The sequence below is a fragment of the Nocardiopsis sp. TSRI0078 genome (assembly GCF_001905145.1).
Lineage (GTDB): Bacteria > Actinomycetota > Actinomycetes > Streptosporangiales > Streptosporangiaceae > Nocardiopsis.
In genome coordinates this window covers 205,371-225,061 of sequence record NZ_LWLB01000034.1, presented here as the reverse complement: position 1 = coordinate 225,061, position 19,691 = coordinate 205,371, and the positions used below count along the sequence as shown (strand labels likewise).

The following is a 19,691-nucleotide window of genomic DNA, read 5'->3' as shown; positions in this document are numbered from 1 at the left end:
ATCGCGGTTTCCCTCTCTCATCGCGGAAGCCGCCAGCCCGAGTGGCAGCGCTCCACCAGGCCGGTGGCGGCCAGCATCCCCAGGACGCGCATGGCCTTCTCCAGGGGGAGCCCGCTGGCCGCGGCGATCACCGCCGGGCCGGCCCCGGAGCGGGGCACCGCTTCGAGCACGCGGACGCCGTCCCGGTCGAGCTCGGCCGACACCCGTAGCGGTCCGCTGCGCGGCGGCAGTTCCTCCCCCAGCGCGCCCACCTGGGCGAGGACGTCGTCCGCGCAGGTCACACACCCCGCGTGCCAGTCGCGGAGCAGCAGGTGGCAGCCCACCGACATCGCCGAGGTGACCGGTCCGGGCACCGCCATCAGCACCCGGTTGAGCTCGGCGGCGTGCGACGCGGTGTTGAGCGCTCCGCTGCGCCGGCCCGCCTCCACGACCACCGTCCCCGGGGTGAGCGCCGCGATCAACCGGTTGCGTACGAGGAAGTCGGGGGCGCGCGGGGTGGAGCCCACCGGCCGCTCGCTCACCAGAACGCCGGTGCGGGCGACGTCGGCGAACAGCCCCGCGTGCCCGCGCGGGTAGTCCACGTCCAGCCCGCAGGCCAGCACCACCACCGTGCTCCCCACGGCGTGGGCGGCCCGGTGCGCGGCCCCGTCGATGCCGTACGCGCCGCCGGAGACCACCACGACCGCGCGCTCGGACAGCTCGTAGGCCATCTCCGCGGCCACGTGCTCGCCGTAGGCGGTGGCCGAGCGCGCCCCCACCACGGCCACCGAGCGCAGGCACAGGTTGCGCAGGTCCCCGCCGCCGCGCACCCACAGTCCGTGCGAGCGGCGCCCTCCGGGCAGGTCCAGCCCGTCGAGCCGTCCCGGCCACTCTGGGTCCCCGGGGGCCACGAACCGAATCCCGGCCGCCGCCGAGTCCGCGAGCAGCCCGTCGGGGTCCACCCCGGCCGCGGCGGCGCTCCACCTCCGCCACCGGCGGTGCAACAGGTCCAGCGCCTCCGGCCCGGGCTCCTCGTCCTCCGTGCGGGGCACCGCCGGCGGGGGCGCCCCCGCCACCAGCTCCGCCCACACCCGGGCCGCCCCGTGCTCGGCGAGCATCGCCCCCAGCCACAGGTCCCCCGGCGGGGCCACCGCCGTCAGGCAGGCCCGTGCCCGCGCGTCGGCCTCGCCCTCGGTGTCCCGCTCCACCGCGCCGCTCCCCTCCTTCGGTGTCCGCTCCCGGCCTCGGCCTGCGGCGGCGCTCACCACGCACGCCCCGACCACAGGGCGAAGGCGTAGGCCGCCTCCTCCTCGCCGGGGCGGTCACGGTCGGCGAGGTCGGCCAGCGTCCACGCCACCCGCAGTGCCCGGTCCACTCCCCGGGCACTGATCTGCCCCAGGTCCATCGCCCGCCCGAGCACTCTCAGCGCGGCGGGCTCGACCGGGAACTCGCGGCGCAGCCTCGCCCCGGGGATGGCCGCGTTGGTGGTCCACGGGGTGTGCGACAGGCGCTCCGCGGCACGGGCCCGGGCCTTCTCCACCCTGGCGGCCACCACCTCGGAGGACTCGGCGAAGGCGCGGTCGGCGAGCAGTTCGGCCCTGGACACCGGCTGAAGCTCCACCTTGAGGTCGATCCGGTCCAGCAGGGGCCCGGACAACCGGGAGAGGTAGCGGCGCCGCTCGCCCGCGGGGCAGGTGCACAGGTTGCCGGGTTTGGCGCAGGGGCAGGGGTTGGCCGCCATCACCAGCTGGAAGCGGGCCGGAAAGGTCACCGTGGCGGAGGCCCGCGCCAGGACCACCTCGCCCCGCTCCAGGGGCTCGCGCAGGGAGTCGAGCACCCCGCGCCCGAACTGCGGTGCCTCGTCGACGAACAACACCCCGCGGTGGGCCTTGGACACCCACCCGGGAGAGGGGTGGCCGCTGCCGCCGCCGATGATCGAGGCCCGGGTGGAGGTGTGGTGCGGCGCGGCGAAGGGCGGCATGGTGACCAGGGGCGACCCCGGGGGCAGTATGCCCGCCACCGAGTGGATGGCGGTGGCCTCCAGCGCCTCGGCGGGCCTCAGCCGGGGCAGCACCGTGGGCAGCCGCTCGGCCAGCAGGCTCTTGCCGGTGCCCGGAGGCCCCAGCATCATGAGGTTGTGGCCCCCGGCCGCGGCGATCTCCACCGCGCGGCGCGCCACCGGCTGCCCCAGCACGTCGGCCAGGTCGGGGCCCTGGCCCCGGGGCTCGCGCGGCCGCGGTACGGACTCTGCGGGCTCCTCCTCCGGGAGGTACTCGCCGCGCAACCACTGGCACAGGTCCGTCAGGCTGTCCACCGCCGTCACCTCGGCGTCGGGCACCAGCCGGGCCTCGGCCGCGTTCCCCCTCGCGACGACGAACCTGCGGTAGCCCTGTTCGGCGGCCGACACCACCGCCGGGAGCACTCCGAGCACCGGGCGGGCCCGCCCGTCCAGGCCCAGTTCGGCGATGAGGACGGTGCCCTCCAGCCGTTCCACCGGCACCGATCCCGCCGCAGCCAGGACGGCCCCCGCGATGGCCAGGTCGAAGAGGCTGCCCGCCTTGGGCAGGCTGGCCGGGGACAGGCTGATGATGATCTGGCCGCTGGGCCACTCCTCGCCGCTGTTGACCACGGCCGCGCGGATCCGGTCCCGGGCCTCGCGGAGCGCGGCGTCGGGCAGCCCCACGAGGGTGACCCCGAAGTCGCCGCCGCCCAGGTGCACCTCCACCTCGACGATGTGCCCCTGGACTCCCAGCAGGGTGATGCAATGGGTGCGGGCGAGCGTCATCATGGCATCCCCCGCTCGTGGGAGACGAACACGCGCCCGCCGCTGACCAGGACGCACACGCCGTCCACCCTCAGGGGATGGACGGGGACCCGGTGCCGGACCGCCCAGGCGCGCCCGAGGCGGCGCAGGCGGCGCCGTTTGTCGGGGGTGATGGCCTCCACCGGGTGTCCGTACCGCACGGAGGTGCGGGTCTTGACCTCGGCGACGACCAGGACGGGGCCGTCCCGGGCCACGATGTCGATCTCCCCCGCGGGGGTGCGCCAGTTGCGGGCGAGCACCCGCATCCCGGCTCGTCGGAGGAAGGCCGCGGCGAGGTCCTCGCCGCGGCCGCCCAGCGTCCTTCGGTACTCGGCCCACCGATCCAAGGTCGACCACCTCCCGTTACCACGTTCGGTGATCGCCGGTCACTGCGCCAGAGCGGGTTCTCTCCTGTGGACGACCGGGGCCGGGCCCCGCGGGCGCCCGGCGGAGCTCAGCCCTGGGCGCCCCCGTCGGTGGGCGGCATCTCCAGGTCGGCCTTGGTGATCTCCTCGACGTTGACGTCCTTGAACGTCACCACACGCACGTTGCGGACGAACCTGGCCGGGCGGTACATGTCCCAGACCCAGGCGTCCTCCATCACGACCTCGAAGTACATCTCCCCGTTCTCGGTCGAACGCGGCTGGAGGTCGACGTGGTTGGTGAGGTAGAACCGCCGCTCGGTCTCCACCACGTAGCTGAACAGACCGACGACGTCCCGGTACTCGCGATAGAGCTGGAGCTCCATCTCGGCCTCGTATTTCTCCAGGTCCTCAGAACTCATCCACGCGCTCGCTTTCGTCGCACTCTCCGGTCGTGGTGTGCCGGTCCCTTCCACTGACACCGTCGCCGCGCGGTGTCCCCGGTCGGCGGCGGCCCCGCGTGTCGGGGGACGCCGATACGGTCCAAGTCCATCATGCGTCACGGAGGTGTCTCGTGTACTCCGAGGGAGGGATTTCCTTCGGCGGATCGTCCGCCGCGTGAGGCCGGCGCCCCCGGGCCGGCCGGAGCGGAGCCGCTCCGCGGACCGCGGCCCACCGGCCGGAAGGTCCCTGGTCGCGGCCTCACCCGTCCTCGGCGTTGAGCTTTTCGAAGGTCTCCGGGACGCCCAGCGTCCCGACCTGGCTGAACGGCCAGATGATCACGAACGCCCGGCCCACCACGTGGTCGATGGGGACCGCGCCGTTGCCGGGGTTGTTCTGGTTCACCCGCGAGTCGGCGGAGATCGCCCGGTGGTCGCCCATCAGCCACAGGTGCCCCTCGGGCACCTCAAGCGGTCCGAACTCGGTGTGGCTGGCGATGCTGCCCGGGTACAGGTAGGCCTCCTCCTCCAGGGGGACGCCGTTGACCAGGACGCGGTTCTGCTCGTCGCAGCACTCCACGGTGTCCCCGGGAAGGCCGATGACCCGCTTGATGTACTCCTTGCCGGTGGGCGCCGCCCCCAGCTGCTGCTGCACCCAGGTGAACGCACCGGAGACCGGGTTGGTGGACTCGGGGACCGTCACCATGTTCGGATCGTCCCACGACCCGTCGCCGTCGAAGACGACCACCTCTCCGCGCTCGATGTCGCGGATCTGGTAGACGACCTTGTTGACGAGCACGCGGTCTCCGACGAGCAGCGTGTTCTCCATCGAGGTGGAGGGAATGTAGAAGGCCTGCACCAGCCAGGTCCTGATCACGAACGCCAGCACCAAGGCGATCACGACCAGGATGGGGAGTTCCTTCCAGAACGACCCCTGCTTCTCGCTGCTCTGGGACTTGCTCATCTGGGCGTCCGCCTTCTCCTCGGGCTCCTGTCCCCCGGCTTCGGAGACACCACTGGCTCCCGGGAGCTCGTGCTCTCGGGAGCCAGTGGTGGAGCTTCGCTCCTCCGGACCGGACCGGGCGCCATCCTCGTCCTGGGCCCCGTCCGTGCCGAGGTCCCTCTCGTCTTTGCTCATCGAGTCGAAGCCTATCCTGCGCCCCCTCGGTGAGCGGAGGGTTTCGACCCGTGAAAAGCGCGTGTGAGGGGAGGCGGCCGCTAGCGGCGCTCGCGGATACGGGCGGCCTTGCCCCGCAGCTCGCGCAGGTAGTACAGCTTGGCGCGACGCACGCGGCCGCGGGCGGCGACCTCGTACTTCTCGATGGCGGGGGTGTGGATCGGGAAGGTACGCTCCACGCCCACGCCGTAGCTCACCTTGCGGATCGTGAAGGTCTCACGGCTGCCCGCGCCCTGGCGGCGGATGACAACGCCCTTGAAGACCTGGACACGGGTACGGTTGCCCTCGGTCACACGGACGTGGACGTTGAGGGTGTCACCCGGACGGAAGTCCGGGACGTCGGAACGCAGCTGGGCCTTCTCCAGCTCCTGAATGGCGGTGTGCATCTCGCGAATCCTCATCGATAGCGCTCCGCGTCCTGTCCCCGGCGGGGAGGGGTGCGCGGGCGAGGGCCCTTATGGGTCTGAACTTTCGAACCGCCCGGGTGACCGTCACAGAGGCCGACGTCGTGCCGCCGGCATGCGGATGCCGCCGGTCACCTGGGGGGAACCCACCCAGTTTGCCACACCTCAGGTGGCGTCTCGAACGGTCTCCTCCGCCAGGACCTCGCGGTCGCGCCGGTCCAGGGCCTCCTCCGGCAGGGCGCCGACCAGGTCGGGGCGGTTGTGCGCGGTCCTGCGCAGCGCCTGGTCGCGGCGCCAGCGGTCCACGGCACCGTGGTCGCCCGACAGCAGTACCGGGGGCACCTCCCGGCCGCGCCAGGTGGCGGGCTTGGTGTAGACCGGCCCCTCCACCAGGTTCTCCATGCCGCCGGAGGCGAAGGAGTCCTGCACGGCCGACTCCGTGTTCCCCAGCACACCCGGCAGCAGCCGGGTGATCGCCTCGACCATCACCAGCGTGGCGGACTCACCGCCGTTGAGCACGTAGTCGCCGATACTGATCTCCTCGACGGGCATCCGCTCCGCCGCGTCGGCCGCGACCCGGGAGTCGATGCCCTCGTAGCGGCCGCATCCGAAGACCAGGCGCTCCTCCTTGGCCAGGCGCTCGGCGTCGGCCTGGCGGAACGGGCGGCCGCTGGGGGTGGGCAGGATCAGCCGGGCGGGCTCGCCCGCCACGACCTCGTCGAGCGCCTCACCCCACGGCTCGGGCTTCATGACCATTCCGGGGCCGCCACCGTAGGGGGTGTCGTCCACGGTGTTGTGCCGGTCGTGGGTCCACGTGCGCAGATCGTGCACGCGCACGTCGAGCAGCCCCGAGACGCGCGCCCTGCCGATCAGGGACAGGTCCAGGGGGCCGAAGTAGTCGGGGAAGATGCTGATGATGTCGATGCGCACGGCGCGCCCCTTCAGTCGGCGAGGTCGAGCAGGCCGGGCGGGGGATCCAGGACGATCCGGCCCCCGGCCACGTCGACCTCGGGGACGAGGGCGGCCACGAAGGGCACGAGGACCTCACCGCCCTCGGGAGTGGTGAGGACGAGGACGTCCTGCGCGTGGTGGAGGACGTCCTCCACCGTGCCGACCGGCTCGCCGCCGGTGGTGACCGCGGCCAGGCCGATGAGTTCGTGGTCGTGGAACTCGTCCGGGTCGTCCAGGGGGGCGATGTCGGCGGAGTCCACGAACAGGGTGGTGCCGCGCAGCTTCTCGGCGGCGTCGCGGCCGGCCACGCCCTTGAAGCGCACCAGCATGCGGCCGCTGTGGCGGCGGGTGGAGGCGACGGTCAGCGGGCCGACCCCGGCCGGATCGGTCTCCAGTACGGCGCCGTCGGCGAACCGCGCCTCCGGGTCGTCCGTGCGCACGTCGACGGCGACGTCGCCGCGGATACCGTGCGCGCGGCCGATCCGGCCGACAACGAGTCGCATGGGAACTCCCGTTCTGTGTCCGTCCCGCACTCGCCGGGACGTGGAGAGAAAGCCGTGCCCGGGGCGAGGGCCCCGGGCACGGCTGCGGGGCGCCGACCGTTCGCGGTCGGCGCCCCAGGAGGCGCGTCAGCGCACTTCGTGCAGGTCCAACAGGTCCACGCGGACGTAGCGGCCCCCCGCCAGGGAGCCGATGACGGTCCTCAGGGCTTTGGCGGTACGGCCGTTGCGGCCGATCACCTTGCCCAGGTCGTCGGGGTGGACCCGGACCTCCAGGACTTTGCCCTTGCGGAGCCTCTTGGCTCTCACCTGGACGTCGTCGGAGTTCGCAACGATCCCCTTCACGAGGTGCTCAAGCGCCTCTTCCAGCACGTCAGGCCTCGCCCTCGGACTTCTTCTCAGCCTCGGCGGTCTCGGCGGGCTTCTCCGCCTTGTCCGCCTTCTTCTCGGACTTCTTGGCCTTGCCCTTGCCCTCGGCGCCCGGGAGCACGAGCTCCTTCAGCGCGGCCTGGAAGGCGGCTTCCTTGGCCTCGGGGTCCTTGGCCTCGGCGACCTGGAGCGGAGCCGGGGCGGGAAGGCCCTTGAACTTCTGCCAGTCACCGGTCTTGCGAAGGAGGACCTTGACCGCGTCGGAGGGCTGGGCGCCCACGGACAGCCAGTACTGGGCCCGCTCGGAGTCGACCTCGATGAGGCTCGGGTGCTCCTTGGGGTGGTACTTGCCGATCTCCTCGATCGCCTTGCCGTCGCGCTTGGTGCGGGCGTCGGCGACGATGATGCGGTACTGGGGCGTACGGATCTTGCCCATACGCTTGAGCTTCAGTTTGACAGCCACTGGAGTGGTCTTCTCCCGATTAACGGTGTGAGGCGCCCGTCGGCGAAACCGCGTGGGGTTGCGGTACCCGGCGGGACAGACGTGGGTGACGGGCTAGTTAGAGGGCTGGCCCGTCACCGTTAGTCGACTACTCATTGTGCCAGACGCGGACGGGTTCCCTGCACACGACACCGCGGACCCCCCGGACGGGAGCGGCCCGTCCCCGGAACGTGGACGGGCCGCCGTAGGCATGGTAGCGCTCCGCCCGCCGCGAGACGGGCGGAAGGGCCGCCGGCCGTGCTACTTCTTCGGGAACTTGAAGTTCGACAGGTCCGGCATGTTGGGGCCGCCGAAGCCGGGCGGGAGCGTGGGCTGGTCGCCGCCACCGCCGCCGAGGCCCGGGGGCAGCTGCGGTGCCTGCTGGCCGCCCTCCTCCTGGCGCCGCTGCCGCTCGGCGGCGCGCTCGGCCTCCTGCTGGCGGGCCTTCATCGGGTTGCCGCTGCGCTGCTTGCCCTTCTTCGCCTTCTTGGCCTGGGCCTTGGCCTTCTTGCGGTTGCCGCCGGCGCCGCCGCCCGGCATCCCGGGCATGCCGGGCATACCGCCGTTCTTCATCTTGCGCATCATCTTCTGCGCCTCGAAGAAGCGGGTGACCAGGCCGTTGACGTCGCTGACCTGCGTACCCGAACCGTTGGCGATGCGCAGGCGGCGCGAGCCGTTGATCATCTTCGGGTTCGAGCGCTCGCCCGGGGTCATCGACTGGATGATCGCCTGGATGCGGTCCAGGTCCTTGTCGTCGATGTTCTCGATCTGGTCGCGCATCTGCCCCATACCGGGCATCATGCCGAGCAGGTTGCCGATCGGGCCGAGCTTGCGGACCATCGACATCTGCTGGAGGAAGTCGTCCAGCGTGAAGTCGTCGTCCGAGGCCATGGTCGAGGCCATCTTCTCGACCTCGGCCTCGTCGAACGTGCGCTGCGCCTGCTCGATGAGCGTGAGCACGTCACCCATGTCCAGGATGCGCGAGGCCATCCGGTCCGGGTGGAAGAGGTCGAAGTCCTCCAGCTTCTCGCCGGTGGACGCGAACATGATGGGACGGCCGGTGATGTGCCGGATGGACAGGGCCGCACCGCCGCGCGCGTCACCGTCCAGCTTGGTGAGCGCCACCGCGTCGTAGCCGACCCCGTCGAGGAAGGCCTGCGCGGTGTTGACCGCGTCCTGACCGATCATCGCGTCGACGACGAACAGGATCTCGTCGGGACTGACCGCGTCGCGGATGTCCGCGGCCTGCTGCATCATCTCGCTGTCCACACCGAGACGGCCGGCGGTGTCGATGATCACCACGTTGTGGTTGTTGCGCCGGGCGTGCTCGACCGACTCGCGGGCGACCTGGACCGGGTCGCCGACGCCGTTGCCGGGCTCGGGCGCGAACACGGGGGTCCCGGCGCGCTCACCGACCACCTGCAGCTGCGTGACGGCGTTGGGGCGCTGCAGGTCGGCGGCGACCAGCAGCGGGGTGTTGCGGTCGGCCGCCAGCCACTTGGCGAGCTTGCCCGCCAGGGTGGTCTTACCGGCGCCCTGGAGGCCCGCGAGCATGATCACGGTCGGCGGGTTCTTGGCGAAGCGGATCTGCCGGGTCTCGCCGCCGAGGATCTCGACCAGTTCCTCGTTGACGATCTTGATGACCTGCTGCGCCGGGTTGAGGGCCTTGGACACCTCCTCGCCCCGCGCGCGCTCCTTGACCCGCGAGATGAACTCGCGGACCACCGGCAGCGCGACGTCCGCCTCCAGCAGCGCGAGACGGATCTCCCGCGCGGTCGCGTTGATGTCCTCCTCGGACAGGCGCCCCTTGCCGCGCAGCGAGGAGAAGACCGATGTCAGCCGGTCGGAAAGCGTCTCGAACACGAGTGTGGCCAGTCCTTCGTCTCGGAATTGGTCTCCCAGCCTACCCGCCCCGCGTCACCCGGGGGTATCACGAGGTGGTGAGGCGCCGGTGCACGGGACGGGCGGGTGAGCCTGCGGCCGGCGGCCGTCCGTTGAGGGTGGTGGAGGGCGACGGGCAGGTGAGCCTGCGGCCGGCGGCCGTCCGTTGAGGGTGGTGGAGGGCGACGGGCGGGCTAGTTGCCGCCCTCCTCCTCTTCCGCGCTCTCGGAGGGAGAGGCGCCCCCCGACAGGGTGGCCTCGCGCTGCTCGTCGAGGTTGGCCAGCATCTCCTCCTGCTGGCCGCCGGTCAGCCCGTACGTGGAGAGCTGCGCCTCCCCGTCGATGGGGTAGGTCTGCTGTTCGGCGCTGACGATGTTGTAGTTGGCGCTGCACGCCAGCTCCAGGGTGCCGCCCGCCTCCAGGTTGCCGCTGTCCTCGCACGTCTGCTCGCCGATGTCGGCGTTGCTGAAGGTGACGTCCATGCGCACGGTGACCGTGCCGCTGCCGTCGCCGCCCGCGTCGCGCACCGTGCCGGACCAGGTGCAGTCGGGGCCCTCCTCGCACGACATGTCGGGGCTGCCGTCCCAGCCCACCTCGATGCGGGCGTCCCGGGAGCCGGTCAGCTCCTCCTCGGCGGTGGCGACGACGCCGTCGTAGAGCTCCTCGGCCGCGGCGGTGTCGGCCTCGGCCAGGTCCAGGCGGACCTGCGGGCCGGTCTCGGCCTCCTCGGGGACGAGCTCCTCGATGGCGATGCGCTGGACCTGGTTGGTCTCGGCGTTGATCCACATCTGGTTGCGCTCGCCGGCCAGGTCGATCCGGTAGGTGAGGGTGCCGTCCAGGTTCTCCTCCACGGCCTCCTCCGACTCCAGCTCGATCGCCCCCAGGGCGGCGGAGAGCTCCGGCGGGGCCAGGGTGGTGCTCGGGTCGAACCCGGCCTGCGCCGCGGAGGCGCGCACCCAGTTGCCGTCGAAGTCGTCGAAGTCGGGGCCGAAGACCCCCTGGTCGAGCCAGAAGTTCTCCGCGGCGCGGATGAAGAGCTTGCTGTCGGCGCTGATCAGCTCGGCCTCGACGCCGTTGGCGCGGATCGTGCCGCTGGCCGTACCGGTGTCGGCCACGGTCAGGGAGGTGTCGCGCACGTCGGCGGAGTCGACGCTCTCGGCGACCTGCCCCGTGGCGGTGAGCGCCGGGTAGGTGGCGAGGCCGGCCAGGGCCTCCTCCACGAGGGGGGCCGCGGCGACCGGTTCGGCGGCCTCGGGGCTGGGCTCCGGTTCGCCTCCGCCTCCCGGGCGCAGATGGCTGAGGTCGATGGAGCATCCGGCCAGGCCGAGCGCGACGACCGCACCCGCGGCGGCGAGCGCGGCGCGTCCGCCCCTGCGACCCCTGATGTGACTAACCGGCGCCATCTTGCCTCCTGACCCCGACATGTGGGGCACTGTACGAATCAGCATGGTTTCCGGGTGGGCGGGGGATGGACGCACCGGCCCTGACCCGTTTCTCGGCGTGGGATGCGCACGCGCGGCCCCCCGGTTTCGCCTCGTGCTCTTCGCGGGGATCCGGGACGGTTCCGTCACGGGCTGTTCGCCGTCGACCGGGCACCCCCGTGCCCGGGCTCTACCGCCGCGCCGCTCGGAAAGGGTATCGAACCGATGCGCAGGCCATGGCCAATATGAGCCATGAACACCCACATACGCCACGAAGGGTATCCGAGCACACGAACGGGGCTGACAGGGATCGCTCCCCGTCAGCCCCTGGACACCTCACCGCGTCAGCGGCGCAAGACCCTGCGGCCTCGACGCTGAGGGCTAGGCCTTGACCTGCGGCGAGGTCGTCTCCCCACCCGGAGGCGTCGGCGAGGAGACCGCTTCTGTCTCCATCTCGTCCAGCTCGTCGAAGGCGTAGGCGGACTCGGCGTGCAGCTCGTGGTCCAGCCCGTTGGTCTCGACCTCCTCGGGGATGCGGAACCCGATGACGAGGTCGATGACCTTGGCGATGACCCAGGTGACGACGAAGGAGTAGATCATGACGCCGACGACCGCGACGGCCTGGACGGCCAGGAGGCCGATGCCGCCGCCGTAGAGGAGGCCGTCGGAGCCGCCCGTGACACCCGCGGCCAGCAGGCCCAGGACCAGGGAGCCGATGATGCCGCCGACCATGTGGATGCCCACGACGTCGAGCGCGTCGTCGTACTTGAACTTGAACTTCCAGCTGATGGCGTAGGCGCAGACGGCACCGGACAGCAGACCCACGACGATCGCGCCGACCGGGGTGACGTTGGCGGCCGCCGGGGTGATGGCGACCAGGCCCGCGATGGCGCCGGAGGCGAAGCCGAGCGCGCTGACCTTGCCGTACCGGAAGCGCTCGACGAGCATCCAGGCACCGGTGGCGGCGGCGGTGGCCACCTGGGTGTTGACCAGGGCCAGGGCGGCGGTGCCGTCGGCGGCGTAGGCGGAGCCCGCGTTGAAGCCGAACCAGCCGAACCACAGCAGCGCGGCGCCCAGCAGGACGAACGGCAGGTTGTGCGGACGCATCGACTCCGAGCCGAAGCCCTTGCGGCGGCCGAGGACGAAGGTCAGGGCCAGTGCGGCTGCGCCGGCGTTGATGTGGACGGCGGTACCCCCCGCGAAGTCGATGACCTCGTAGCCACCGATCGACAGGTCGCCGATCCAGCCGCTGCCCCAGACCCAGTGGGCGACGGGGAAGTAGGCCAGGAGCGCCCAGATCGGCGCGAAGAGGATCCAGGCGCCGAACTTGGCGCGGTCGGCGATGGCGCCGCTGATCAGGGCCACGGTGATGACCGCGAACATCATCTGGAACCCGGCGTCGACCAGGAGCGGGTAGCCTCCGCCGCCCTCACCGTCCGCGGGTTCGATCTCACCGATGAGGCTGGTCAGGCCCACGTAGTCGAAACCGCCGATGAAGGCGTCCACCGGGCCGCCGTCGGAGTAGGTGAGCGAGTGGCCGACGACCACCCAGAGCACGCTGACGACCGCGATGCTCGTGAAGCTCATCAGCATCATGTTCAGGACGCTCTTGGCCCGGGACATGCCTCCGTAGAAGAAGGCCAGGCCCGGAGTCATGAGCATCACGAGGGCCGCGCTGATCAGCAGCCACGTCGTGTTGCCGGTGTCAATCATTGCGTCGCCTCCATAGGACGGACGGGGGATTGTCTGTGAGGGCGGCGGTCAGCGAGCGCATCATCGGGCCCGATGCAGAACACCACGCAGGCAACTTTCCGACCGGGGTGTTTCTCCGCTGGACCCGACATGTTGCGCCCGGGTAAAAGGACAGACAGAAGTGTTAAGGGGCCGTGAACCAAGGCCCCGGCGCGTGCGAACGCACATGCACCACCCCGGAGCGACCTCCGTCACACCGACGGAGAGTAGTGGACTGGGCACACTCCGCCGGTTCTCACGCTCGCGGCGGCGGCGCGGTCAGCTGGTCGCTCCCCGTGTTGCGCCGGGGTTTCCCTCTTGTGTCCCCCACCACCCTCACGCGCCCCGGGAAGGCACCGACGTCATATCCCCGTGCACACACGAGCGCGGCCGGACACCCGGTCGGGTGCCCGGCCGCGCCGCCGGTGGCCTCTCGCTCAGTCCTCGGACAGGATCGTGTCCACGAAGACCTCGGGGTCGAAGGGCGCCAGGTCGTCGGGGCCCTCGCCGAGCCCGACGAGCTTGACCGGCACGCCCAGCTCCCGCTGGACCTGGACGATGATGCCGCCCTTGGCGGTGCCGTCCAGCTTGGTCAGCGCGATGCCCGTCACGTTCACGACCTCGCCGAACACCCGCGCCTGGCGCAGGCCGTTCTGCCCGGTGGTCGCGTCCAGGACGAGCAGGACCTCGTCCACCTGGGACTTCTTCTCCACGACCCGCTTGACCTTGCCCAGCTCGTCCATCAGGCCGGTCTTGGTGTGCAGGCGCCCGGCGGTGTCGATGATGACGGTGTCGGCTCCGTCCTCGATGCCCCGCGACACGGCGTCGAAGGCCACGCTGGCCGGGTCGGCGCCCTCCTCCTTGGTCACGACCGGGGCCCCCACGCGTCCGCCCCAGGTCTGGAGCTGCTCGCTGGCGGCGGCGCGGAAGGTGTCGGCGGCACCGAGCACCACGCTGCGGCCGTCACCGACCAGGGCGCGGGCGAGCTTGCCGGTGGTGGTGGTCTTGCCGGTGCCGTTGACCCCCACGACCATGATCACGGCCGGACGGTCGCCGTGCGGCTCCGTGTGCACGGAGCGGTCGGCGCTGGTGGTGATCTGGGCGAGGAGCTCCTCGCGCAGCAGTGACCGGACCTCGTCGGGGCCGCGGGTGCCGAGCACCTTGACCCGGGTGCGCAGGTTCTCCACGATCTGCGTGGCGGAGGTCACGCCGATGTCGGCGGTGATGAGGGTGTCCTCGATCTCCTCCCAGGCGTCCTCGTCCAGGGAGTCGGCGGAGAGCAGGTTGAGCAGCCCCTGGCCGAAGGAGCTCTGCGAACGGGCCAGCCGCGCGCGCAGGCGGACCATGCGTCCGGCGGAGGGGGGCGGTGCCTCCACCTCCGGCTCGGCGGGCTTGGCGGCCTCCTCCGCGGGCGGCGCCTGGGCGGGCGGCGTGCGCACGGTCCCCGTGTCCCGTTCCCGGTCCTCCACGGCGGTCGCCCCCGCCGCCTCCCCGGTGGCCTCGGGCTTGGTCTCCTCCTTGCCCGGTTTGCCCGGGCGCTGGGTCATGACCAGGAAGAATCCGCCGGCGGCCAACAGCACGACGGCGATGACGATGGCAACGAGCAAGGTGATGTCCATAGCGCCACCAGTCTCCCAGAGTGTCCGACGCGTTCGTGTCACGGTGGGATGGCGTGCCGGGAACGAAGGGCCCCTCTTGCTTGGGGACTCCGCTCCGCCCGTGTCCGGACGCCCCGAAGGCAGGAGCCTTCGGCGCCTCCCGTGCCTGGACCCTTCGTCGCCGGCGGCCCGTCCGACGCCTCCAGCACCCTGTCGGCGCCCGAACCACACCCCCAGGCGTCGAGCAAGGCATCCGTCACATGGGTCCTAGATACCTCGGTGGCGCGTGGTGCGCAGGATGAGCACGAAGAAGGGCGCGCCGAGGAAGGCGGTGACCACGCCGATGGGCAGTTCGGCGGGGGCGATGAGGGTTCGGGCGACGATGTCCACCAGCACCAGGAAGGCGCCGCCGAAGAGCACGGTGACCGGCAGGATCGCCCGGTAGCTGGAGCCCACCAGGCGGCGCACGATGTGCGGGACGACGATCCCCACGAAGCCGATCAGGCCGCTCACCGACACCGCGGCGGCGGTGGCCAGGGACGCGGCGCTGATCACCACGATGCGCACGGCGGCCGGGTTCAGGCCCAGGCTGACCGCCTTGTCGTCGCCAAGGGAGAGCATGTCCAGCAGGTAGCCGCTGGCCAGCAGCACGACGAGGCCGGCCACCGCGTAGGGGGCGATCAGCCGCACGTCGTCCCAGCCGCCGCGGCCGAGCCCTCCCATCAGCCAGGCGAAGATGCGCTGGAGCTGGTCCACCCCCATCTGCTGGACGAGGGTCTGCGCGGCGGACAGGAACGAGGAGACGGCCACGCCCGCCAGGACGAGCGAGGCGGTACCGCCCCCGCCGGCGGTGGAGCCGAGCAGGTAGGCGGCCGCCACACCGAGCAGGGCGCCCAGGAACGCCGCGGCGGGGACCAGGGCGCGCGGGGAGTCGCTGAACTGCTGGCCGAAGACGATGACCATGGTGGCGCCGAGCCCCGCCCCGGACGCGGCACCCAGGAGGTAGGGATCGGCCAGCGGGTTGCGGAACACCCCCTGGTAGGCGCCGCCCGCCGTGGCCAGGAGGGCGCCCACGACCGCGCCCATCACCACGCGGGGCAGGCGCAGCTCCACCAGCAGGGCCGCCTGCCGGTCGGACAGCGGCGACCGTACGTCGAGCGGCAGGAGGCTGAGCAGGTGCCGGGCGATGTCGACCGCGGAGAGGGAGGCCGCGCCCGCGGAGACGCCGAGGAGGACGGCCGCGGCGAGCACGGCCAGTCCTCCCGCGAACCACGCGACCGGAAGGCCGACGGCGCCCCGCACGCTACTTGTCCGCGTTCTCGATGACGGCCTGGCCGATCAGGTCGGCGAACTCGACCACGCGCGGCCCCCACCGGGAGGCGATGTCGGCGTCGAGCAGGTAGACGGCGTCGTTCCTCACCGCGGTGACGGTGTCGAAGGCGGGGCGCTCGGTGACCTCGGTGACCGTCGAGTCGTCGCCGTAGGAGAGGAAGATCAGGTCGGGGTCCTCCTCGACGATGTACTCCTGCGACAGCTGCGGGTAGCCGCCCGCGGCACCGTCCGCGTCGGCGGCGTCGGCGATGTTGACCAGCCCGAAGGACTCGTAGACGTCGCCGACGAAGGTGTCGGAGGTGGCGGCGTAGGAGGTCTCGTCCAGCTCCTGGTAGAAGCTCAGCTCGGTGTCGCCGACCTGTTCGCGCACGTTCTCGACGATCGCGTCGAACTCGCTCTCGACCCGCTCGGCCTCGGCGTCGGCCTCCTCGGCGTTGCCGGTGGCCTCACCGAGCAGGCGGATCTGGCCGTAGGTGTCCTCCAGGTCCACGGCGGCGTCCAGGACCAGCGTCGGGACGCCCACGGTCTCCAGCTGGGAGGCGGTCTCCTCGGCGCTGCGGGCGAGCACGACCAGGTCGGGGTCGTGCTCGACGATGGCCTCCACGTTGGGCTCGAAGCCGCTCAGCGAGGTGGTGGGGGCCTCCTCCGGATAGGTGGAGTACTCGTCGACGGCCTCGACCTGGTCGCCCGCGCCGATGGCGAAGAGCATCTCGGTGTGGCTGGCGGACAGGGAGACGATCCGCTCGGGCGCCTCCTCGAGGGTGACCTCGCCGGTGGCGTCGGTGACGGTGACGGGGAAGGCGCCCTCACCCTCACCCGTGCCGGCGTCGGACTCGGGAGAGCCGCCCTCCTGCGCGCCGCAGGCGGTCAGGAGGAGTGCGGTTCCGAGGAGGGCGAGGGGAAGATGGCGTGCGGTCCGCACGGTGCTCCTTTTCGGGCAGGGGAAGGAGCACGGCCCCGGTGGAGACGGCCTGTCCTTCCCACGAGGACGGGGACGTCGGCGTCGGGGAGGCGACCTGGCTCGTCCCCGCGCGGGCGGGGCGTCACAGTTGCGGGACAGCGCCGGGTTGGCGGCCGGTTGTGGCCGCGGTACCGGACTTCGCTCCCTCGACACCGGTCGGGCCGCCCGTGGGCGGCCCGGTCCCTCCAGCGTACTCGGCCCGCCGCGCGCTCCGGAGGGCGCCCCGGGGCTACGCTGGCCTGCGCCTTCTCCGATACGGCCGTGGTTTCGCGCGGAGAACGGCGCACTCCGCCGGGGTTCCTTTTTGCCCCCTTAGAGACGAAAGAGAATATTGTCCGCTTTTGTGTAGAAATAACAAACAGTGCACCTCCTGTCCCTCTATGTGGCCAGATTGAGTCTTGGTGAACATTGACACCTTCATGGCGCACGGCAATGATCTCGTTGCTATGCGCGCCGATTAACCGAGTACGGACATTAAGCGGCGTATCCCCCTGAACGCCACAGACGTACCCAGCGGGGTACCCCGCGCCCCCGGTGTCCTCCGGCGTGCACCGAGAAGGGATGTGTTGACAAGGTGGTACCCCACCGAACGCGCCTGGCACCGCTCGCCGGGTTGACACTCGTCGCGGGTCTGGTCGCGGCCACACCGGCAAGCGCCGACGAGATCTCAGAGCTCGCCCCCCTGCACCCCGCCCCCACCGCCGAGAACGGCGAACTGACCCACCAGGCCAGCGGCCTGTGGTTCATCGAACTCGAGAGCCCGCCCACCACCGAGGGCTCCTCCTCGGCCAAGGTCGAAAGCGAGCAGGAGGAGTTCCGGGCCGAGGCCGAGGAGTACGGCCTGGAGTACGACGAACGGCACTCGTTCGCGGACCTCTGGAACGGCCTCTCCGTGGAGATGGACGACGCGCAGGTGGGCACGGCCCGGGAGATCCCCGGCGTCAACGCCATCTACCCCGTCGTCAACTACCAGATCCCCGAGACCGACGACAGCGCCCCCGACCTGGACACCGCGCTGCCCATGACCGGGGCCGACACCGCGCAGAACGAACTGGGCCTGACCGGTGAGGGCCTGCGCGTGGCCGTCATGGACACCGGTATCGACTACACCCACCCCGACCTGGGCGGCGGCGGCTTCCCCAACGAGCGCGTGGTCACCGGCCACGACTTCGTCGGGGACGACTTCAACGCGGGCGTCCCGGACTCCGTGCCCGTGCCCGACGACGACCCGCAGGACTGCCACGGCCACGGAACCCACGTGGCCGGGATCGTGGGTGCCGAGGGCGAGGTCACCGGCGTGGCCCCCGACGTGGAGTTCGGCGCCTACAAGGTGTTCGGCTGCAACGGCTCCACCACCTCCGACATCATGATCGCCGCCATGGAGCAGGCTCTGGACGACGGCATGGACGTGCTCAACATGAGCATCGGCTCCGCCCACTCCTGGCCGCAGTACCCCACCGCGGTCGCCTCGGACAACCTGGTCGACGAGGGCATGGTCGTGGTCGCCTCCATCGGCAACGAGGGCGACACCGGCCTGTACTCCGCGGGCGCCCCCGGCCTGGGCGAGGACGTCATCGGCGTCGCCTCCTTCGACAACACCCACATCCAGGCCGCGTCCGTGACCGCCAACCCCAGCGGCGAGGTCCTCGCCTACATGGAGATGGGCGAGGCCGCGCCTCCGCCCACCTCCGGGGAGACCGACGAGCTCGTCTGGATCGGGCGGGGCTGCACGTCCCTGGGCGACGGGCTCGAAGGCGACCCCGAGGGCAGGACCGCGCTGATGGTGCGCGGCGAGTGCACCTTCGCCGAGAAGTACGAGACCGCCCTGGCCGCGGGTGCCACCGGCGTGGTCATGTACAACAACGTCGCGGGCATGTTCGCGGGCGGCGGCATCGTCGACCAGGGCGCGTTCGCCATCGGGATCTCCGCCGCCTCCGGCGCCCACCTCCGGGAGCTCCTGGAGGGCGGGGAGACCGTCACCCTGTCCTGGACCGGCGAGAGCACCACCGTGCCCAACCCGACCGGCGGCCTGATCAGCTCCTTCAGCTCCTTCGGCCTCTCCCCCGACCTGACCCTGAAGCCGGACATCGGCGCCCCGGGCGGTCTGATCAACTCCACCTACCCCGTGGCCAAGGGAAGCTACGCCACCATCAGCGGCACCTCGATGTCCTCCCCGCACGTGGCGGGCGGCGTCGCGCTGCTGCTGCAGGCCAGGCCCGACCTGGGGGCGCACGAGGTGCGCGACGTCCTGCAGAACAGCGCCGACCCCAAGGCCTGGTGGGGCAACCCCGACCTGGGCTACCTGGACAACGTGCACCGGCAGGGCGCGGGCATGCTGGACGTGCCCGGCGCGGCGCTGGCCACCACGACCGTGACCCCCGGCAAGCTGTCCCTGGGCGCCACCCAGGACACCGTGACCAAGACGGTCACCATCACCAACGACGGTGACGAGGAGGCCACGTACGAGCTGGGCCACGAGGGCGCCCTGGGCACCCACGGCAGCACCTTCTCGCCCGGCTACAACGACGGCACCGCCGAGGTGTCCTTCGACACCGGCGAGGTGACCCTGGCCCCCGGCGCGTCGGCCGAGGTCCGGGTGACGGTCACCCCGCCCGCCCAGGACTACGACCGGATGATCTACGGCGGTTACGTCACCGTGGCCGAGACGGACGGCGAGACCTACCGCGTCCCGTACGCCGCCTACAACGGGGACTACCAGGAGATCGAGGCGATGACCCCGGTCACCGACGGCGACGGCAACACGTTCGAACTGCCGTGGCTGACCAAGATCACCGACTGCGGCGCCTTCTCCGGCCTGGAGTGCGCGAGCGCCGACGGCGGCACGTTCGAGAACCAGCCCGACGGCGCCACCTACACGATGGAGTGGGTCGACGGCCTGCCGGACGTCCCGTACGTCATCGCGCACTTCGACCACCACGTCACCAAGCTGGAGATGGTCGTCATCAACGAGCGCACCGGACGCCCGGTGCACCCGCACCGCAACGTCGCCGTGTCCGTGGACCACGTGAACCGCAACGCGACCGGGACGTCGTTCTTCAGCTACCCGTGGGACGGCACGGTCGTGGACAGGCACGACAAGATCAAGCCCGTCAAGGACGGCGACTACCGCCTGGAGGTCCGCGCGCTCAAGGCGCTCGGCGACCCGGACAACCCCGAGCACTGGGAGACCTGGACCTCCCCGGTGATCACCATCGCACGCGGCTGAGCCCTGCCTCTTGGGCTCCGCTCCAAGGGGGCTGGTTCGGGCGTCCACGGGGTTCTGGAGGATGCGTAGGTGGGA

At 71.4% G+C, this 19,691-nt stretch carries 17 protein-coding genes; 1 reads left to right on the top strand and 16 read right to left on the bottom strand.

Annotation, left to right across the window (positions count from 1 at the left end; genetic code table 11):
- Nucleotides 1-17: 17 nt before the first annotated feature.
- The 16 genes from A6A08_RS22235 to A6A08_RS22160 form a co-directional block, all read right to left on the bottom strand.
- The gene (locus tag A6A08_RS22235) at nt 18-1,187 is read right to left on the bottom strand and encodes a DNA-processing protein DprA (RefSeq protein WP_073704714.1); all 1,170 of its coding nucleotides are present in this window, start codon (nt 1,185-1,187) and stop codon (nt 18-20) included.
- Nucleotides 1,188-1,240: 53 nt separating this feature from the next.
- Complete coding sequence (locus tag A6A08_RS22230; RefSeq protein WP_073704571.1) at nt 1,241-2,764, bottom strand: YifB family Mg chelatase-like AAA ATPase; 1,524 nt, start codon at nt 2,762-2,764, stop codon at nt 1,241-1,243.
- Nucleotides 2,764-3,129, bottom strand: coding sequence for a YraN family protein (locus tag A6A08_RS22225; RefSeq protein WP_073704570.1), 366 nt, complete (start codon nt 3,127-3,129; stop codon nt 2,764-2,766). Before A6A08_RS22225 ends, A6A08_RS22230 begins: the two co-directional genes overlap by 1 nt.
- Before the next feature lie 107 nt (nt 3,130-3,236).
- Nucleotides 3,237-3,566 carry a DUF2469 domain-containing protein gene (locus A6A08_RS22220; protein WP_073704569.1) on the bottom strand — a complete coding sequence of 110 codons (330 nt, stop codon included), beginning with the start codon at nt 3,564-3,566 and terminating at the stop codon, nt 3,237-3,239.
- A 280-nt stretch (nt 3,567-3,846) separates the two neighbouring features.
- On the bottom strand, nt 3,847-4,722 hold the full coding sequence (lepB, locus tag A6A08_RS22215) for a signal peptidase I (protein ID WP_073704568.1): 876 nt from the start codon (nt 4,720-4,722) through the stop codon (nt 3,847-3,849).
- An 80-nt stretch (nt 4,723-4,802) separates the two neighbouring features.
- Entirely contained in the window at nt 4,803-5,147 is a 345-nt protein-coding gene (gene rplS / locus A6A08_RS22210; protein ID WP_073704567.1) for a 50S ribosomal protein L19, read from the bottom strand.
- A gap of 183 nt (nt 5,148-5,330) precedes the next feature.
- Nucleotides 5,331-6,095 (bottom strand): tRNA (guanosine(37)-N1)-methyltransferase TrmD, encoded by a 765-nt coding sequence (gene trmD, locus A6A08_RS22205; protein WP_073704566.1) that lies wholly within the window; start codon nt 6,093-6,095, stop codon nt 5,331-5,333.
- Between the two features lie 11 nt (nt 6,096-6,106).
- Entirely contained in the window at nt 6,107-6,619 is a 513-nt protein-coding gene (gene rimM / locus A6A08_RS22200) for a ribosome maturation factor RimM (protein ID WP_073704565.1), read from the bottom strand.
- Between the two features lie 126 nt (nt 6,620-6,745).
- Nucleotides 6,746-6,988, bottom strand: a complete 243-nt coding sequence (locus A6A08_RS22195; RefSeq protein WP_073704564.1) for an RNA-binding protein — start codon at nt 6,986-6,988, stop codon at nt 6,746-6,748.
- 1 nt (nt 6,989) lies between these two features.
- Entirely contained in the window at nt 6,990-7,448 is a 459-nt protein-coding gene (rpsP, locus tag A6A08_RS22190) for a 30S ribosomal protein S16 (RefSeq protein ID WP_073704563.1), read from the bottom strand.
- Nucleotides 7,449-7,727: 279 nt separating this feature from the next.
- The gene (ffh, locus tag A6A08_RS22185; RefSeq protein ID WP_073704562.1) at nt 7,728-9,329 is read right to left on the bottom strand and encodes a signal recognition particle protein; all 1,602 of its coding nucleotides are present in this window, start codon (nt 9,327-9,329) and stop codon (nt 7,728-7,730) included.
- 212 nt (nt 9,330-9,541) lie between these two features.
- Nucleotides 9,542-10,750 carry a hypothetical protein gene (locus A6A08_RS22180; protein ID WP_073704561.1) on the bottom strand — a complete coding sequence of 403 codons (1,209 nt, stop codon included), beginning with the start codon at nt 10,748-10,750 and terminating at the stop codon, nt 9,542-9,544.
- 399 nt (nt 10,751-11,149) lie between these two features.
- Nucleotides 11,150-12,481 (bottom strand): ammonium transporter, encoded by a 1,332-nt coding sequence (locus A6A08_RS22175; RefSeq protein WP_073704560.1) that lies wholly within the window; start codon nt 12,479-12,481, stop codon nt 11,150-11,152.
- Nucleotides 12,482-12,936: 455 nt separating this feature from the next.
- The gene (ftsY, locus tag A6A08_RS22170) at nt 12,937-14,118 is read right to left on the bottom strand and encodes a signal recognition particle-docking protein FtsY (RefSeq protein WP_073704559.1); all 1,182 of its coding nucleotides are present in this window, start codon (nt 14,116-14,118) and stop codon (nt 12,937-12,939) included.
- A gap of 246 nt (nt 14,119-14,364) precedes the next feature.
- Complete coding sequence (locus tag A6A08_RS22165; protein WP_073704558.1) at nt 14,365-15,399, bottom strand: iron ABC transporter permease; 1,035 nt, start codon at nt 15,397-15,399, stop codon at nt 14,365-14,367.
- Between the two features lies 1 nt (nt 15,400).
- Entirely contained in the window at nt 15,401-16,351 is a 951-nt protein-coding gene (locus A6A08_RS22160) for a helical backbone metal receptor (protein ID WP_073704557.1), read from the bottom strand.
- 613 nt (nt 16,352-16,964) lie between these two features.
- On the opposite strand from A6A08_RS22160, the gene A6A08_RS22155 reads away from it, so the two are divergent.
- A complete protein-coding gene (locus A6A08_RS22155; RefSeq protein ID WP_073704556.1) occupies nt 16,965-19,616 on the top strand; it encodes a S8 family serine peptidase in 2,652 nt (883 codons plus the stop codon).
- Nucleotides 19,617-19,691 lie beyond the last annotated feature (75 nt).